We start from the raw sequence: 16,982 nt of genomic DNA on the forward strand, positions 1-16,982 counted from the left end.
GGGGGGAATCGTCCGAATCAGGGGCGTGGAAAACCATATATTCCGGCTGAGCCCCCCTTAATACAAATAGACCGGGGGCCCGATACCCGGTATCGGGTAACTCCGTTTAAGCAAAGGACTTTTGCCATGAACCAGAAACATTCAGACATCATACGAAAGCATGAAGACGGGACGCTGGATGTTCCGCTATGCCCCGTTATTCCGTTTATCGAAGGAGACGGGATCGGTCAGGATATATGGCCGGTTACCCGAAAAATAATCGACTGTGCGGTCAACGCGGCGTACGGGGATCAGCGGAAAATATCCTGGACTGAAATTTATGCGGGTGAAAAGGCCTTCCGGCAGACCGGGCAGTGGCTGCCCGAACGTACGCTTGACGCCATCCGAACCCATGTGGTGGCCATTAAAGGCCCCTTAACCACTCCGATTGGCGAAGGAATCCGGAGTCTCAATGTCGCCATACGGCAGAAGCTCGATCTGTATGCCTGCGTACGACCGGTCAGATATATCGATCCGGTTCCCAGTCCGATGAAGCGGCCCTGGAACGTCGATATGGTCATTTTCCGCGAAAATACGGAAGATGTCTATGCCGGGATCGAATGGGAGGCTTCAAGCGCGGATGCCTTGAGGGTGATTTCTTTTCTTGAAAAAGAGATGGGCATAAGTCTGCCTGAAGATTCCGGAATCGGAATCAAGCCCATCAGCCAAAGAAATTCCAAACGCCTGGTTGCCCGCGCTATTGCCTATGCCATCGAGCACCGGCTGCCGAGTGTCACGTTGATGCACAAGGGCAATATCATGAAATTTACGGAAGGCGCGTTCAGCCGGTGGGGGTATGAGATCGCCAGGGAAAAATTCGGTGACAGGACCATTACCGAAAAAGAATTGTTTGAAACATATCACGGAAAGCCGCCCGAGGGCAGGGTGGTGATCAAAGACCGGATTGCCGACATGATGTTTCAGCAGGTGCTGCTCAGGCCGGAAGAATACCATGTCATTGCGACTCCGAACCTGAACGGGGATTATCTGTCAGATGCGCTTGCCGCACAGATCGGAGGACTTGGGATGGCCCCCGGAGCCAACATCGGGGATGAATGTGCCGTATTTGAAGCGACTCACGGAACGGTTCCCAAGTATGCCGGCCTGGATAAGGTCAATCCGTGTTCGCTGATACTGTCTGCCGTTATGATGCTCGATTATCTGGGCTGGGCACCGGCGGCGGAACTGATCCGGCAGGCGCTTCAGACGACAATTAAAGACAATACCGTGACCTATGACCTTGCCCGACAGATCAAAGGGGCAACAGAAGTAAAGTGTTCCGAATTTGCTGACAACATTATCCGCCATATTCAAACCGAATAAGGATCGGGTCGATCTGGTCAGCCGATCGATCAGGCAGGCACTGTTTCCGATACGGTGCCTGTCCTGTGGTTGCCTGTTTCATCCGCGGCCGCACCCCGATGGGGGTGTGCTGACCAGTGCCCTGAGTGAAAATGGATTGCCCGAAAATGGCATCAACCTGTTTTCAGTATCCATATCGCCGTTTGTGTGCCCCGGGTGCCTGGAGCATATTGAGCCGGTTGCATCTCCTGTTTGCAGCGTATGCGGGGTGATGTTCCCGAGCCGGGAAGGAGTGGACCATATATGTCAGCAATGTATCGAATCCCCGGCGCATTACGGCCGTGCCCGGGCGGCCGGGGTATATGACCGGACGCTGATGAAACTGATTCACAGCCTCAAATATAAAGGAAAAATCCAGCTGGCGGACCCGCTTGGCATGCTCCTTTTTTTTGCGTTCATCCGCTTCTGGGAGCAGGACTCGGTCGATATGGTCATTCCGGTGCCGCTTCATTTAAAACGGTTCAGAACCAGGGGCTTTAACCAGGCGTTTTTGCTGATCCGTAACTGGCGATCCTTTGCAGAATCCATGAAAATGGAACTGCCCCGTCTGGAGATCAGAACCGATATCGTGACACGATGCAGATGGACCGATCCACAGACAACGCTTGACCGCAGACAGCGGAAGAAAAATATCGCCAAAGCATTCCGTGTTACGGGAAAAACAATGCTCAGGGGAAAGAAAATTCTTCTGGTCGATGACGTGTACACCACCGGCGCCACCGTCAATGAATGTGCCAGACAGCTGATTCGCTCAGGCGCACGTCAGGTTGATGTGCTGACACTGGCGCGGACCATGTGACCTCTGCTCAGAGATCAGAGGCCAGAAGTCGGAAGGCAGAAGACAGATGAAAGATAACCAGCAAATGATTTTACAGCATTATCGGCAAGTGCCGTTTTTTCAGTTTGCGGATCTTGCGAGGTTTTCCGGCATTGTCCACGGGGTGTTTACGCGGCGCGGGGGCGTCAGCAGATCGCCGTTTGACAGCCTGAACGTCAGCCTCCGCGCGGGCGATGACGAGGCGTGTGTGCTGCGCAATCGCGCAATTGTCGCTGAATGTATGCGCGCCGATGATCTGGTGTTTATCAACCAGGTTCATGAGGCCGATGTTATCGTTTTTAAACGGGATGATCCACTGAACGATGCCGGAACATCCGGTGGTGCTGTCACCGGAGATGCCATGATTTCCAATGTGCCAGGTAAAATGCTGTGCATACAGGCAGCCGACTGCCAGCCGGTGTTGTTGCATGATCCGGTCGCACAGGCGGTAGCCAATATTCACAGTGGATGGCGGGGGAGCATACAAAATATCATCGGTCGGACCATTCGCTCAATGGAAGAAAATTTCGGTTGCAAGCCTTCGGATATTGTGGCAGGAATTGGCCCGTCGCTGGGTCCGTGCTGTGCTGAATTTATTCATTACAGAAAAGAGCTCCCGAAATCGTTCTGGAAATTTAAAAACGATTCACAATGTTTCGATTTCTGGGCCGCGAGCCGTCATCAGCTTGAAGATGCCGGTATACGCTCCGGTAACATAGCCACCAGCACGATCTGTACCCGGTGCCGTACGGACCTGTTTTTTTCATACCGGGCAGAAAAGCGGACCGGAAGATTTGCCGCTGTGATTGGTCGCCGATAAAAAGGAGATAGCGCAATGCGCCAGGAAAATGTGACTGTTTTGTGGAACCGGCCGATACGGCCTTTTTATTATAAAATCGGCCTGAGATGCAGCGAAGCGTTTGCCGGGGCTCAGCCGGGTCAGTTTGTCATGCTTCATCTGCCGGATCAGATTGCACCCCTGCTTCGCCGGCCGTTTTCCATTCACAGACCACTCCTGTCAGGCAAAACCTTTGAGGGGATTGAAATTCTTTATAAGGTGGCAGGTGAGGGGACCCGTAAGCTTGCCGCCTGCAGGGAGCATGATGGGGTCAATATTCTCGGTCCTTTGGGCAACGGGTTTTTAATTCCGGATACGGCCCGGCGAATCGTTCTGGTTGCCGGCGGAATCGGAGTTGCCCCGCTGTATTTTCTGGCCATGTCTCTGCGGCAGTGTACGGATGGATTTTCTGGCTGCAGGCTGCTCCTCGGTGGCAGATCCGCGGACGATCTGCTGTGTAAAGATGATTTTATCAAGCTTGGGATGCCGATCAGCGTGATCACCGATGATGGCAGCGAAGGGGACCGGGGGCTGGTTACCGATCTGCTGGAAACGGGTTTGATAAATGACCGTCCGGATCTGGTTTGCGCGTGCGGGCCCCTTCCCATGTTAAAGAAGGTTGCACGGCTTGCCATACGCTGTTCCGTGACTTGCCTGATTTCTCTGGAATCGCATATGGCCTGCGGAATCGGAGCCTGCCTGGGGTGTGCGGTCGAGGCTGCCGATTCATCCGGTAACTATTACCATGTCTGTAAGGATGGACCGGTGTTTGACGCGAGTCTGCTGAAATTATGAATTCTGCCATACCATATTGACTGCGAAATCAATGACAGTGATCCTCCTGCCGCAGAGCGGCAGGAGGATCACTCTGCCGAATCAGTTTCCAGACGTCTGAAAATCCGGGCTTGATCATAACTGCGGCCACAATGTCACGGGGCCCGTCCCGCCCCTTGCCGGCTTCTCCAGCACGATCCGGGGGATGCCGGGCCCATGAATCTAAAGCGCAAAAACTCGGCAAGCCTCAAACCGTTTGCGCTTCTTAACGCTTCATGGTCCCGGCATCTTTTCCCCGGATCGCGCCATGTCGTACACCGGCAACGGACGGGACTTCAAGGCTACGCACAGCAAAATATGGCCGCAGTTATGATCAAGCCCGAAAATCCCTTCCGTGGAACAACTTTATTCAGTAAATAATACCCGTGGATAAATTTATAATAAAAATCTATCCAGCCGTGACTTGTTGAACAATATCGCATATAATTATATGAAAAATATTTATTTACAGCGGGTTAGCTGTTTGCCATAGTTTTACTATGGCAGGGTAATGGTAGGCTTTAAAAAATCAAAATTACATTGACTTGCCAAACATGCTGTGTTATTGGCATTAACTTAAAAAGGCGTTTCTTGTATGAAACGAAAAAACAGGCGCTATCTGAAAGATATCGCATATTTCAGTAGTCTTGGATTATCAATAGCGCTTTCAATCTTTATTGGACTGGGCATCGGGGTCTACCTGGACAAAAAATTTGATACGAGTCCATGGCTGACGCTGATTTTTCTGATTCTGGGTATTATCGCAGGGTTCAGGAATATCGCCATTGCGATCAGGAAAAGCAGAGACTTCTAGCGGATGTTAAAAAGGACGGGCCTACGTTGATTATACAGAATCGGTTGGTGAAATTCATCACATACACAAACTGGATTCTTTTTTTTGCTGCCTGTGCCGTCGGATACGGGTTTGCTCCCCCGTCTTTTGCCAGGGGAATTTTATTTGGGGGGCTTATCGTAACAATAAATTTTCATCTGCTTGCGAGAACATTGAAATCGGCGCTGACGCCCCCTCATCTGGCGCCTGTCAGGGTAGTGATCGGCAAATATTATATTCGTTTTATCATAAGCGGATTTATCATATTTCTGCTTATGGCGTGGCATATTGTTGATCCCCTTGGTCTCATAATCGGGCTTTCGGTTGTCGTGGTCAGTATTATCATTGCAACCGTACTGGAATTAAAAAAACTCATATTAAAGGAGGCATTGTAAGGTGGAACATCCCTATCTGTTTTTAGTCAAATTTTTTGAGTTAATCGGGCTGGGGCATTTTGTCCATAGCAATGTCCATGTCGTTTACTCATGGGTGGTTATGATCCTTATTATTGGCTTCGGTTACGTTGCCGCCAAAGGAGCAAGCTTAATACCTTCGAAAGGGCAGAATGTATTAGAGGTTCTGGTATCAGGGCTCGAAGACTTCATGGTCGATGTTACCGGGGAAGAAGGACGTTGGTTTTTCCCGATCATCGCTACGATTTTTATCTATATTTTTGTCTGTAACCTGATAGGTATGGTTCCGGGATTTTTCCCCCCCACCGCCGACCTGAACACAACGCTGTCAATGGCCCTTCCTGTTTTTGTGTTTACCCATGTTATCGGCGTAAAATATCATGGGGCCAAATACGTGAAACATTTCTTAGGACCCGTCTGGTGGATGACTCCCCTTATATTTCCCATCGAACTTATCGGTCATTTTGCACGGGTGCTTTCACTCTCCTTCCGTCTTTTCGGAAATATGATGGGCCATGAACTGGTTCTGGGAATTTTATTCGCGCTGGCAGGTGTTTTTTTTGCACCGCTGCCGATCATGGCACTGGGTGTGTTTGTCGCACTGGTACAGGCCTTTGTCTTTTTTCTTCTTGCAATCCTGTATTTTTCAGGGGCGATGGAACATGCGCATTAATCGCGTGTGAATGTTGAAGCATTACAGTATGGATGCACTGTTTTTGATAATGGGAAACCTGGAAGAAGCAAACTAGTAAATTTTAAAAGGAGGTAATTTTCATGGGAGCTGAAGCATTACAATTTTTTGCTGCATGTGCTATCGCTGCAGGCTTTGGAATCGGAATCGCTGCACTGGGTTGTGGTATCGGCCAGGGCCTTGGCCTCAAGGGCGCTGTGGAAGGCGTTGCACGGAATCCGGAATCTTCCGGTAAAGTCACTGTTACCATGCTGATCGGTCTGGCAATGATCGAATCTCTGACCATTTATGCACTGGTTATTTCTCTGATTCTGATCTATGCGCATCCGCAGGCAAGCGCGATTGCAGCACTGTTTGGTGCAAAATAGAGCAATACGCGAAAAACTGATAATGAAATGAAACAGGGTTGGTCCCGAAAAGGGGTCAGCCCTGTTTTAGTCTGTGGGGGGGCAATTTGATGCCATGACCATGGACTTTTTGTTTTTTCGATTTAAATTTGATGGGTTATGGATACATCAGAATCGAAATCAGAAAATTGAGGATGGTGAAATATAATTCAAATTGATCCATAGGGGGTGAAGGTGTTACGATTGAGCCATCCCTGACTGAAACCTGGGGTTTGATCATAAGTTCGGCCACGTTGTCGCGGCCATAGATCGGAACTATGGCCGAAGTGATGATCGAGTCCGAAACCTGCCTGACAGTCTTGAACGTATTTTTTTCGATAAACGTTTTTCCCAATGTTAATAAACTCATGCGGTATCCGGGTCAAGTTTTCCTTCCGGCCGACAACCTGAAAAAGTTTAGACGAGTTTTATCCGGAGTAAATTTTAAGGAGAAATGATATGAATTCCAATGGATTAAACCCGTTTTTTCATCCGAAAAGCGTGGTTGTGATCGGTGCATCCGATCAACCCGGCAAACTGGGGCATGTGATATTGAACAATATCGTCAATGGCGGCTACCCGGGAACTGTTTATCCGGTCAATCCCAAACAGGAGAAAATTCTGGGCCTGACCTGTTACAGCGCGGTCGGCCAGGTGCCGGATCAGGTCGACCTGGCGGTGGTGATTGTTCCGGCACGGTTTGTGCCCCAGGTTATTACCGAATGCGGGAAAAAGCGCGTCAAGGCGGCTATTATCGTTTCCGGAGGATTCAGGGAGATCGGTAAGGAAGGTGAAGCGCTTCAGCAGGCTGTTTTTGAGAATGCTCAAGCCTGGGGGATCAGGGTGCTGGGGCCGAACTGCCAGGGGGTGAACAACCCGTACCATCCTTTGTGCGCCTCATGGCCGCTTTTGACCGGCAGGGGGCGGGTGGCGGTCATCAGCCAGAGCGGTACCGTGGGGGCGGCCATGATGGACTGGTTTACCGAAGAGCACCTGGGGGTATCGGGATTTGTGAGTATGGGCAACCGGGTCGATGTGGATGAAGCTGACCTGATCCGGTATTTTCAAACCGATTCCAACACAAAAGTGATTGCCCTGTATATGGAAGGCGTCAAGAACCCGGAACGGTTTCAGAAGGCGGTTGACGGGTTGACCAAGCCCCTGGTGGTGCTTAAATCCGGCCGCACGCCGAAGGGAAAACTGGCGGCGCAGTCGCACACCCGGTCCCTGGCCGGCGCGGATGCGGTCTATTCGGCCCTGTTTCAGCGATGCGGCATCTGCCGGGCCGATACCATGGAAGAATTTTTTGATATGGCAAAGGCGCTGGCGTATCTGAAAAAACCAGTTGGCCGCCGGATCATGTTCGTCACGACCTCCGGGGGGGCCGGAATCCTGGCGGTGGATGCCGCTGAGCAAATGGGATTTGACATCCCGCCGCTTCCCGAAGAACTGATTCGTCAGCTGGATGAGATCATTCCCCCGCAGGCAATCCGGAACAACCCCCTGGACCTGACCGGTGATGCCAATGCCCGGATGTTTGAGGCTGTCATTCAAAAGGCCCGCCCGTTTTATGATACCTTGGGCATTATTTTCGGGGACCCGGTGGCTGATGCGTCCAGTGCCGTGACTCCGGAGGCCCATGAACTGGTCGTATTCATGGGTGGGGCGGATGTGGAGCGAAAGGAAAAAATCAAGATGCATGAGCAGGGGATTCCCGTGTTCCCGACGCCTGAAAGGGCGGTGAATGCCATGGCGCAGCTGCTTCCGCCCACTTCAGATTCAAAGCCGGTCTTCAGTAACCTGCCGGAAACAACCGCCCGCATCCATCTGGGGTTTTTTGAGAGCATCAGCTTTTTGAAGGATAAGGGCATTTGCTGCGTATCCGCCCGGTTGGCTCAAACCGCGGATGAGGCCGTTTGCCATGCGGATGAACTGGGCTATCCGGTTGTATTGAAAATCGAATCGCCGGATGTCATGCATAAATCCGATGTGGGCGGTGTGCGGTTGAACCTGAATACGGCTGACGAGGTCAAGGTGGCCTTTATTGAAATGACCGGTTCGTTTTGTCAGGAACATCCAAAATGGGAGATTCGTGGGGGGGGTGTCAGTGCCATGGCGCCGCCATCGGGTCTTGAGGTGATCATGGGATTCATCCGGGACCCCCAGTTCGGGCCGGTGATGCTGTTTGGCCTGGGAGGGGTGCTGGTGGAACTGGTTCAGGATGTCAGCACGCGGCTGCTGCCGCTCACCCGGCAGGAGGCACTGGATATGATGGGGGAAATCAGGGGCGCGGTATTGCTCAAAGGCTATCGGGGAAGGCCGCCGGTGGATGTGAACGCACTGGCGGATCTGCTTGTGCGCCTGGCGGAGATTGCCCGGGTTCATGAAGATATCGTGGAGATGGATCTGAACCCGGTGCTGGCTTACCCTTCCGGGGCACTGGTGGTGGATGCACGGATCTTGAAGCGTTAAGGGCCTCGGCCGCGTCAGGTGTTTACCGATGGCGCAAATGAAGAAAGCTGTTAAGAAACTGTCCGGTATATGAGGCCGTATTTTGGGCGAGCTGTTCCGGTGAGCCGGTTCCGACAATATACCCGCCGGCATCGCCCCCTTCGGGCCCAAGATCGATAATATGATCGGCTGACTTGATCACATCCAGATTGTGTTCGATGACAATGACCGTATTTCCCATATCCACCAGCTTGTTCAGGACGATGAGCAGCCGGGAGATGTCATCGGTGTGAAGACCTGTGGTAGGCTCATCCAGAATATACAGGGTGTTGCCGGTGCCTTTTTTACTCAGCTCCCGGCCCAGTTTGATTCGCTGGGCTTCTCCTCCGGACAATGTCGTCGCTGCCTGTCCAATATGGATATATCCCAGCCCCACATCCACCAGCGTTTCAAGCTTGGAGCGAATGGGCGGTATGTGGGTGAAAAAAGCAAGCCCCTGATTGACGGTCATATTCAGCACATCGTCTATGTTGCATCCCTTGTACTGGATTTCAAGGGTTTCACGATTATAGCGTTTCCCGCCACACACATCACAGGAAACATAGACATCGGGCAGAAAATGCATTTCTATTTTGACAATACCGTCACCACCGCAGGCCTCGCATCTTCCGCCCTTGATGTTGAAACTGAAACGGCCTGGTTTGTACCCCCGGACCCGGGATTCACGGGTTTTGGAAAACAGCTCCCGGATATGGGTGAAGATACCGGTGTAGGTTCCCGGGTTGGATCTCGGGGTCTTGCCGATAGGAGACTGGTCGATATGGATGACTTTATCGACAGCCTCGACACCGGAGACTGACGAATAGGATCCGGAAGGAATACGGGCATGATACAGATGCCGGGCCAGTATCGGGTACACCGTTTCCAGAACCAGGGTCGATTTGCCGGAACCTGATACGCCGGTAACGCAGATAAAACAGCCCAGGGGAAATTCAACCCGGATGTGCTTCAGGTTATTTTCACAGGCGCCCTCGATGATCAATGATTTTCCGGAACCCGAGCGCCGTCGGGACGGGACAGGAATGGATTTGCGGCCTGACAGGTACTGACCGGTCAGAGAACGGGTGTCGTCAAGAAGTTTATCCGGCGGCCCGGAAAACATGATTTCCCCTCCGTGCATCCCGGCCCCCGGCCCCATATCCACCACAAAGTCGGAAGCCATGATGGTGTCTTCATCATGTTCGACGACGATTACGGTATTGCCCAGATTTTTCAGGGTCATCAGGGTTTCCAGCAGCCGCTGGTTGTCTCTCTGGTGCAGTCCGATGCTGGGCTCGTCGAGAACATAGAGCACGCCGGTAAGTTTTGAGCCGATCTGGGTGGCCAGGCGTATCCGCTGGCTTTCACCCCCGGACAGGGTGTATGCCGCCCGGTCCAGTGTCAGATAGGTCAGGCCGACATGGTTTAAAAATCCCAGCCTTTCGGTAATTTCTTTCAATATCCTCTCGGCGATCAGCTGATCCCGGTCAGATAAGGTCATTTCCGAAAAAAAAGAATACGCTTTTTCGATGGTTAATGCGGTGACCTGAGGCAGGGTAACCCCATTTACGGTAACCGATCGGCTGACCGGGTTGAGCCGGGTTCCCCTGCATTCGGGGCAGGGGTGAAAGCTCATGTATCGGCGGATCTCATCCCGGGTTTGGGCTGAGTCCGTATCGATATATTGCCGCCTGAGTTTTGGAATCAGGCCTTCAAAGGTTTTCTGGTAGGTACCCCGTCCAGTGTCGCGTTCAAAATAAAAGGGGATCTGCTCTTTTCCCGATCCGTACAGGAGAACCTGCCTGAAGTGCTCCGGGAGGTCTTTTACGGGCGTATAAATGTCCACGCCGTAGTGAGATGTCAGGGCGTCGAGGAACTCAAAAAACTGGACGGAGTTTCTGTTGGCCCACTGCGCCACCGCTCCGTCCCTGAGGGAAAGTTCCGGATTGGGAATGATCAGATCCGGATCAAATTCGGTTGTGGACCCCATCCCGTCGCATTCGGGGCAGGCGCCCTGAGGAGAATTAAATGAAAAACTGGCCGGTGTAAAGGCCGGATAACTGACTCCGCAGGAGATGCAGGTCAGCTTTTCGCTGAATAAAATGGGCTCTCCATCGACCACATCCACTTCAATCCATCCGTCTGCCTGTGCCATGGCAAGCTCGATGGAATCTGCCAGCCGGTTTCGGATACGCTCGTTGATCACCAGACGATCGACAATGACATCGATCTGATGGCGGCTGTTTTTATCCAGTTTTTCGACGCGTTCGATTTCCAGAATGCTGCCGTCAACCCGGACACGGGCAAATCCCTCTTTTTTCAGGCGGGCAAGGATTTTTTCATGGGATCCTTTCTGGGCGGATACAACCGGGGAAAGAATGATGATTCTGGTTTTTTCGGGCAGGGCCATCACCTGATCGATCATCTGATCGATGGTCTGGGAGGTGATCGGCCGGCCGCACAGGTGGCAGTGCGGGGTGCCGATTCTGGCATAGAGAAGCCGGAGATAATCATATATTTCGGTGATGGTACCCACCGTGGAGCGGGGGTTGTGACTGGCCGTCTTCTGCTCGATGGCGATAGCCGGTGAAAGCCCTTCGATCATATCCACATCGGGTTTTTCCAGACGCTCCAGGAACTGGCGTGCGTAAGTGGAAAGCGATTCGACATATCGTCGCTGGCCTTCGGCATATAAGGTGTCGAACGCCAGGGTGGACTTGCCGGAACCGGACAGCCCGGTGATGACGACCAGGCTGTTTCGAGGGATATCGATATCGATGTTTTTCAGGTTATGCTGCCTGGCTCCCCGGATGATGATGAAATCTGAATTCATGATTTGGTCCAGTCTGTCAGTATCCCTGAAAAATTTAAAAAAAGTATTTCTTTCAAGAACCGCTCAAAAGCAGAGGCCACGACGCTTGGCTCTTGGCTCACGACCGCATCACCACTGCCTGGTGTGATGCCATCCGGATTGCCGCTATCAGGCTTCCCGGATCGGCCGTGCCGTTTCCGGCAATATCGTAGGCGGTGCCATGGTCAACCGATGTCCGGATAATCGGAAGGCCGAGGGTCGTATTGACTCCGTCGGTAAAATGAACCATTTTAAACGGAATCAGTCCCTGATCATGGTACATGCAGACGACAGCATCATAACGGCCTTTTGCCGCATGATAAAAGAGCGTGTCCGGCGGGTAAGGGCCGGAGACCTCCAGTCCTTCGCGTCGTGCCTGATCGATGGCCGGCAGAATCCACCGGGTTTCCTCGTCGCCGAACATGCCGCCTTCTCCGGCATGGGGATTTAATGCCGCGACCGCTATCTGCGGGGATGAAATACCAAAGCGCTGTTTTAATGATCGATCCGTAATCCGGATGGTGTCCAATACCGATTGGGTGGTAATCAGTCGGGGGACGTCTTGTAACGGGACGTGAATGGTTACCAGCACAACCCTGAGCTTGTCCCCGGCAAGCATCATGGCATATTCCCGGGCATGGGTTTTTTCCGCCAGCAGTTCCGTGTGGCCGTTATAACGGTATCCGGCCATGTGCATGGCGCTTTTATTGATCGGACACGTGACGATGGCAGAAATTTTACCTGTTAACGCCATATTGACGGCTTCAAGGATATAGCCGACCATGGCTTTTCCGGTCTCAACGCTGGGCTTTCCCCACTGAATGGCGCGGGGATCAAGGTCGGAAAGGTTCAATACGTCGATCGTGCCATGTGTATAAGCGCCGGCACCCGGAATTTGAACGGCCGTTATCCGCAACGGACTATCGGTGGAATCTGCTGTGGCGGTTAACCAGTTGAAATCTCCGAATACAAGGGGTTTGCAGATTTCATATATCGAAGGTGCCTGCAGCGCTGACAGGATGATTTCGGGGCCGATACCTACCGGATCTCCCAGGGTGATGCCAATGACGGGGCGTTGGTCTGTCATGATGAATGCCTTGAAAAAATATATACAGTTAAAGACGATTTTAAATTCTGAAAGGCTGAGTTTGTCCAGATATTCATTGAACAGGGGCGACCCTTTTCAGAATTTATGAAGAAAACGGAGTCTGCTTTTCAGCCTTTATGTCATATCAGTCCCGGTGATCCCGATTTGTCCGCCAATTCCGCCGGGAATGGGCTGTGATCAAGGTTAAAAATTATCCGACAAAAGATTATTTTTCTTTCATATCATGTTTGCCGGATGCTGTCAGCATAGATTCCAATCCTCAGATTCATATCCCGTGATCATCCATAAATCTGGTTTTGGGCTTGATCATAACTGCGGCCATATTCTCTTACGTGTAGTTTCGAAGTCCCGGCCGTTGCCCCGTATCGTGCTGGAGAAGCCGGAAACGGCCGGGACGGCCCTCACGACGTTATGGCCGCAGTTATGATCTTATGATCAAGCCCCGGGTTTTCAAAAGGTGGGGGCATGGATGGGCGCTTGAAATCCGGAAATGAGGATTTTAGAAGTTTGCGTTTATCTGTCAAAGGTCATTACATCAAAAACGGCTTTACAATAAAGAAAATAGATGAAAATCATAGATAAATAAAGAATATTTGAGAACGTCATGCGGCTGACAAATTGTCAATTAGCGTGGATGTACTTAAAATGCTTAAAAAAAATGTCTTTCTACGTAATGGCTGTATTTATGAGTATTTATAGGCCATTATAAAATAATGTCATTAAAAAACAAATGGTTGCAAAATATATCAGACGCAAATCCTAATGGGTTGCAAACCGAATTTATTCGGATTGACAAATAACTACCAATGAAATAATAAAAGGCATTCTTCAATGAGCACTGATGGGATAAACCGAATAGTGTAAAAAAAAACAGTTAAAACAGTTTGTTTTGATGCATAAAAATTCCCTTTCACTCAAAGGGATTCATTTTTTTATATATGTATGTTCTTATATACTCGTCTTCTGTCTCTCTGTCGATTGATCCGAGCGGAGTTTTTCAAACTGGCATGTCTTAAAAATTACCTGCTTTAAATCCGAGTTTTTATCTGCAATTTTTTTAAGGGTGAAGTTAATCGGTTATCCTGGAATAATTGAATGTGTTGAGTTGTATTTATCTTTTAACCAATTAAAAATTAAAAGAATCAAGCCGATGAAATCTGTCTGGAACGAGGTTAAACAAAATATCAAACAGCAGGTACCCGCCCATATATTTACCATGTGGATCGATACGCTGGAGCTGGAAAAAATTGAAAATAATGAAATTATGCTTTCAACTCCCAATTTTTTTTCCAAAAAACGCGTCCTTGATCATTACGGGGCTCTGATTGAGTCAATCATATCTCGTATTACAGACAATAAAGTAAACAAGCTGACAGTACAGGTGGCAGAGGGTGCCAGCCCCCGAAGGGAAACTTCCCGGCTGGTTTCAACGGCATCGAATCTCGACCTTCAGATCCCTTTGCCCATTATGAATGTGAAAGCCCGTAATGGCCGGTTATTACGAAAGGATTTCACGTTTGATAACTTTGTCGTCAGCGGGAACAATAATTTTGCCTATTCGGCGGCCATGTCGTTAGCGTCCCAGAGACAAAACTGTCAGAATTCCTTGTTTTTATTATCCCAGACCGGAATGGGTAAAAGCCATCTGGCACAGGCCGTCGGCCATCATATATTGTCTCAGCAGCCGAATGAACGTGTATTTTATATTACTTTGGAAGATTTTACCAATGAGATGGTTCAGTCGTTTCGGAATGATACCATCTCCGATTTCAAGGAAAAATATCGAAGACACTGTGATGTGTTGCTGCTGGAGGATGTGCAGTTTTTAACCGGTAAAGAACGCACCCAGATCGAACTGGCCCTGATCCTGGATTACCTGTTCGATGCGGAAAAAAAGATTATTTTCAGCAGCTGCTATCTTCCGGGGGATATTCCGAAGATGATCGATCCGCTCAGATCCCGGTTATCAAGCAGTCTTATTTCAAGGATTGAGCCGCCTGATTTTAAAACCCGGATGAAAATCCTGTGTCAAAAATCACGGGAAAACGGGTATGGTCTGCCCGGAGAGATTCTTGAATATTTAGCCAGTGAACTTTCGGACGATGTCAGACAACTGGAATCCGGGCTGAAGAGCATTGTGACAAAGGCCTCTTTGATGAATACGGTCATCGATCTTGATCTTGCCAGAAGTGTTGTCGATAACATCGCGGTGAATAGAAAACAGATTACAATCGATGTCATCAAAAAACTTGTATCCAAAGAGTATGGGGTTTCTCTGGAAGAACTGGTGTCCCGGTCACGCAAACAGTGCTTTGTCCGTCCACGGCAGGTCGCCATTTACCTGGCACGGAAATATACGGATCAGCCGCTTCAGGTGATAGGCAAAGGCTTTAACCGGTATCATGCGACGGCGCTGCATTCTATCAATGTCGTGGAGCGTAATGTAAAGCAGGATAATTCGGTTCGGGATCAGGTGAAGTTTTTGAGTGAAAAATTGGAAAACGGCCGATTCTGATTTTCAAGTCCGTGTCGGCTGGAATATAATGGTTCCAGTTTTTTGACTGCGGGAACATGCAGCGCATCTGATCACTTTTTTTATTAACCCCAGCGGCGCAAAAATCGGCAATGCGGTAGCGCCAACGCGCCCAAGGGTGAAACTGTAGAATGCTTACCGGCATCCTTTCTCCGTATCGTGTCGGAGAAGCCGGCAACGGCCGGGACGGTCCTCACGACGTTATGGCCGCAGTTATGATCAAGTCCCAGATACAGTAGGGGCTTTTCCGGAAGGTAAACGAGATGGTGATTTTAATAAATGTCGACGTCACGATTCGTGATATCCGGAATCTGCATTACGAATCTCCCCTCTGTTTGTAATCATTACCTTGTTTTTCACTGTTTTGGTTATGCAACGACGGGGTTAACATTTTACCGGCCGATACTGCCATGCACCTCACAAAATCCGCATTTCGAAAACTTCAGCATATTGTTGGGAAAGAATATTGCAGCAGAGAAAAAGAAGACCTGCTCTGCTATGCGTTTGATGCAACTGCCAGAACGTATCTGCCTGAAGCAGTGGTGTTTCCCGCAAATACCCGGGAAATATCCGCTGTCATGTCGCTTGCCAGCGTCGAAGGATTCTGCGTGGTTCCGAGAGGGGCCGGGTCCGGCATGACCGGAGGATCGCTTGCGGTCAGAGGCGGTATCGTTCTGGTGTTATCCCGTATGAACCGGATACTTCAAATCGATAAGGATAATCTGATTGCTCATGTCCAGCCGGGAGTTGTGACCGGAGAATTTCACAGAGCGGTTGAAAAGGAGGGTCTGTTTTATCCGCCCGATCCGTCCAGTTCAGAGATTTCAACACTGGGGGGAAACGTGGCGGAGTGTGCCGGTGGACCTCACGCGGTCAAATATGGGGTGACGCGGGACTATGTCCTGGGGTTTGAAGTGGTGCTTCCCACAGGCGAGGTAATTACCACAGGGGTCAAAACGGCCAAAGGCGTTGTCGGATATGATTTGACCCGCCTTTTTACCGGATCTGAGGGGACCCTGGGCATTATTACCCGAATGACGCTTCGCCTCCTTCCCCTGCCTCAGGCGGTCAGGACCATGACGGCGGTTTTTGACAGGATTGAAACCGCCGCTGAAACGGTGTCTGAAATCATCAGACGCTGTATTATTCCAAGGACCATTGAATACATGGACAATGCGTCCATACGCTGTGTTGAAAATTATCTGCACATCGGGCTGCCTGTCGATGCAGAGGCGCTGCTCATCATTGAAGTGGATGGCAATGAAAATGAAGTGGACCGTGATATCAATGAGCTTCGGCATCTTTGCACCGCTTTGGGGGCCAGGAATGTCAGTGTGGCGCAAACCCGGGAGGAAGCCACTAAATTGTGGAAAGCCAGAAAGTCGATTTCTCCGGCGCTGTTTCGTTACGCTCCGGATAAGATCAATGAAGATATTGTGGTCCCGAGGAATAAATTGCCGGATATGGTCAATAAAATTAATGAGTTAAGAAATAAAACCGGGCTGACAATGGTCAGCTTTGGCCATGCCGGGGATGGCAACATTCATTTCAATGTCATGTTGGATAAGCAGAACGCTGAAGAACTGAAAAAAGGCGAAGCCGCTGTCGAAGCGGTGTTCGATTATACCCTTGCGCTTGGTGGAACGATTTCGGGTGAGCATGGGGTGGGAATTACCAAGGCGCCATATGTGGCAAAAGAACTCGGGCGGGTTGAAATCGAGCTGATGAAAAAAATTAAGCGTGTTTTTGATCCCGGCCATATTTTAAATCCGGGAAAAATATTCCCGGATTAAGTTTATATGGTTCAGC

General features: G+C 50.3%; 14 protein-coding genes. 11 read left to right on the forward strand and 3 right to left on the reverse strand.

Annotated features, from left to right (window positions below; translation table 11 throughout):
* Window positions 1–126 precede the first annotated feature (126 nt).
* The 8 genes from icd to atpE all read left to right on the forward strand — a co-directional run bounded on the left by icd (window position 127) and on the right by atpE (window position 6,173).
* Window positions 127–1,362, forward strand: a complete 1,236-nt coding sequence (gene icd / locus PHQ97_05600) for an isocitrate dehydrogenase (NADP(+)) (GenBank protein MDD4392211.1) — start codon at window positions 127–129, stop codon at window positions 1,360–1,362.
* Entirely contained in the window at window positions 1,325–2,200 is an 876-nt protein-coding gene (locus tag PHQ97_05605; GenBank protein ID MDD4392212.1) for a ComF family protein, read from the forward strand. The genes icd and PHQ97_05605 overlap by 38 nt, the downstream gene beginning before the upstream one ends.
* A 46-nt stretch (window positions 2,201–2,246) precedes the next feature.
* Complete coding sequence (gene pgeF, locus PHQ97_05610; GenBank protein ID MDD4392213.1) at window positions 2,247–3,038, forward strand: peptidoglycan editing factor PgeF; 792 nt, start codon at window positions 2,247–2,249, stop codon at window positions 3,036–3,038.
* 15 nt (window positions 3,039–3,053) lie between these two features.
* Window positions 3,054–3,851: a dihydroorotate dehydrogenase electron transfer subunit gene (locus PHQ97_05615; protein MDD4392214.1), complete on the forward strand. Its 798-nt coding sequence runs from the start codon at window positions 3,054–3,056 to the stop codon at window positions 3,849–3,851.
* Between the two features lie 613 nt (window positions 3,852–4,464).
* Window positions 4,465–4,683: an AtpZ/AtpI family protein gene (locus tag PHQ97_05620; protein MDD4392215.1), complete on the forward strand. Its 219-nt coding sequence runs from the start codon at window positions 4,465–4,467 to the stop codon at window positions 4,681–4,683.
* 26 nt (window positions 4,684–4,709) lie between these two features.
* Window positions 4,710–5,096, forward strand: a complete 387-nt coding sequence (locus tag PHQ97_05625) for an ATP synthase subunit I (protein ID MDD4392216.1) — start codon at window positions 4,710–4,712, stop codon at window positions 5,094–5,096.
* Between the two features lies 1 nt (window position 5,097).
* Window positions 5,098–5,787 carry a F0F1 ATP synthase subunit A gene (gene atpB / locus PHQ97_05630; GenBank protein MDD4392217.1) on the forward strand — a complete coding sequence of 230 codons (690 nt, stop codon included), beginning with the start codon at window positions 5,098–5,100 and terminating at the stop codon, window positions 5,785–5,787.
* A 101-nt stretch (window positions 5,788–5,888) separates the two neighbouring features.
* Complete coding sequence (gene atpE / locus PHQ97_05635; GenBank protein MDD4392218.1) at window positions 5,889–6,173, forward strand: ATP synthase F0 subunit C; 285 nt, start codon at window positions 5,889–5,891, stop codon at window positions 6,171–6,173.
* 136 nt (window positions 6,174–6,309) lie between these two features.
* On the opposite strand, the gene PHQ97_05640 is transcribed toward atpE, so the two are convergent.
* On the reverse strand, window positions 6,310–6,561 hold the full coding sequence (locus tag PHQ97_05640; protein ID MDD4392219.1) for a hypothetical protein: 252 nt from the start codon (window positions 6,559–6,561) through the stop codon (window positions 6,310–6,312).
* Window positions 6,562–6,650: 89 nt separating this feature from the next.
* Between PHQ97_05640 and PHQ97_05645 the strand changes: the two genes are divergently transcribed.
* Window positions 6,651–8,663, forward strand: coding sequence for an acetate--CoA ligase family protein (locus tag PHQ97_05645; GenBank protein ID MDD4392220.1), 2,013 nt, complete (start codon window positions 6,651–6,653; stop codon window positions 8,661–8,663).
* A gap of 22 nt (window positions 8,664–8,685) precedes the next feature.
* On the opposite strand, the gene uvrA is transcribed toward PHQ97_05645, so the two are convergent.
* Window positions 8,686–11,514, reverse strand: coding sequence for an excinuclease ABC subunit UvrA (gene uvrA / locus PHQ97_05650; protein ID MDD4392221.1), 2,829 nt, complete (start codon window positions 11,512–11,514; stop codon window positions 8,686–8,688).
* A gap of 97 nt (window positions 11,515–11,611) precedes the next feature.
* Complete coding sequence (pdxA, locus tag PHQ97_05655; GenBank protein ID MDD4392222.1) at window positions 11,612–12,619, reverse strand: 4-hydroxythreonine-4-phosphate dehydrogenase PdxA; 1,008 nt, start codon at window positions 12,617–12,619, stop codon at window positions 11,612–11,614.
* Between the two features lie 1,171 nt (window positions 12,620–13,790).
* Here pdxA and dnaA point away from each other — a divergent pair.
* On the forward strand, window positions 13,791–15,155 hold the full coding sequence (gene dnaA / locus PHQ97_05660) for a chromosomal replication initiator protein DnaA (GenBank protein ID MDD4392223.1): 1,365 nt from the start codon (window positions 13,791–13,793) through the stop codon (window positions 15,153–15,155).
* Window positions 15,156–15,583: 428 nt separating this feature from the next.
* Window positions 15,584–16,966, forward strand: coding sequence for an FAD-linked oxidase C-terminal domain-containing protein (locus PHQ97_05665; GenBank protein ID MDD4392224.1), 1,383 nt, complete (start codon window positions 15,584–15,586; stop codon window positions 16,964–16,966).
* The last annotated feature ends 16 nt before the right edge of the window (window positions 16,967–16,982 follow it).

It is taken from the genome of Desulfobacterales bacterium (assembly GCA_028704555.1).
In the GTDB taxonomy this organism is placed as follows: domain Bacteria; phylum Desulfobacterota; class Desulfobacteria; order Desulfobacterales; family JAQWFD01; genus JAQWFD01.

Coding starts and splice junctions, on each gene's coding strand:
- icd (MDD4392211.1), top strand. CDS start 127: ATGAACCAGAAACATTCAGACATCATACGAAAGCATGAAGACGGGACG.
- pgeF (MDD4392213.1), top strand. CDS start 2,247: ATGAAAGATAACCAGCAAATGATTTTACAGCATTATCGGCAAGTGCCG.
- PHQ97_05615 (MDD4392214.1), top strand. CDS start 3,054: ATGCGCCAGGAAAATGTGACTGTTTTGTGGAACCGGCCGATACGGCCT.
- PHQ97_05620 (MDD4392215.1), top strand. CDS start 4,465: ATGAAACGAAAAAACAGGCGCTATCTGAAAGATATCGCATATTTCAGT.
- atpE (MDD4392218.1), top strand. CDS start 5,889: ATGGGAGCTGAAGCATTACAATTTTTTGCTGCATGTGCTATCGCTGCA.
- PHQ97_05640 (MDD4392219.1), bottom strand. CDS start 6,561: ATGAGTTTATTAACATTGGGAAAAACGTTTATCGAAAAAAATACGTTC.
- PHQ97_05645 (MDD4392220.1), top strand. CDS start 6,651: ATGAATTCCAATGGATTAAACCCGTTTTTTCATCCGAAAAGCGTGGTT.
- uvrA (MDD4392221.1), bottom strand. CDS start 11,514: ATGAATTCAGATTTCATCATCATCCGGGGAGCCAGGCAGCATAACCTG.
- pdxA (MDD4392222.1), bottom strand. CDS start 12,619: ATGACAGACCAACGCCCCGTCATTGGCATCACCCTGGGAGATCCGGTA.
- dnaA (MDD4392223.1), top strand. CDS start 13,791: ATGAAATCTGTCTGGAACGAGGTTAAACAAAATATCAAACAGCAGGTA.
- PHQ97_05665 (MDD4392224.1), top strand. CDS start 15,584: ATGCACCTCACAAAATCCGCATTTCGAAAACTTCAGCATATTGTTGGG.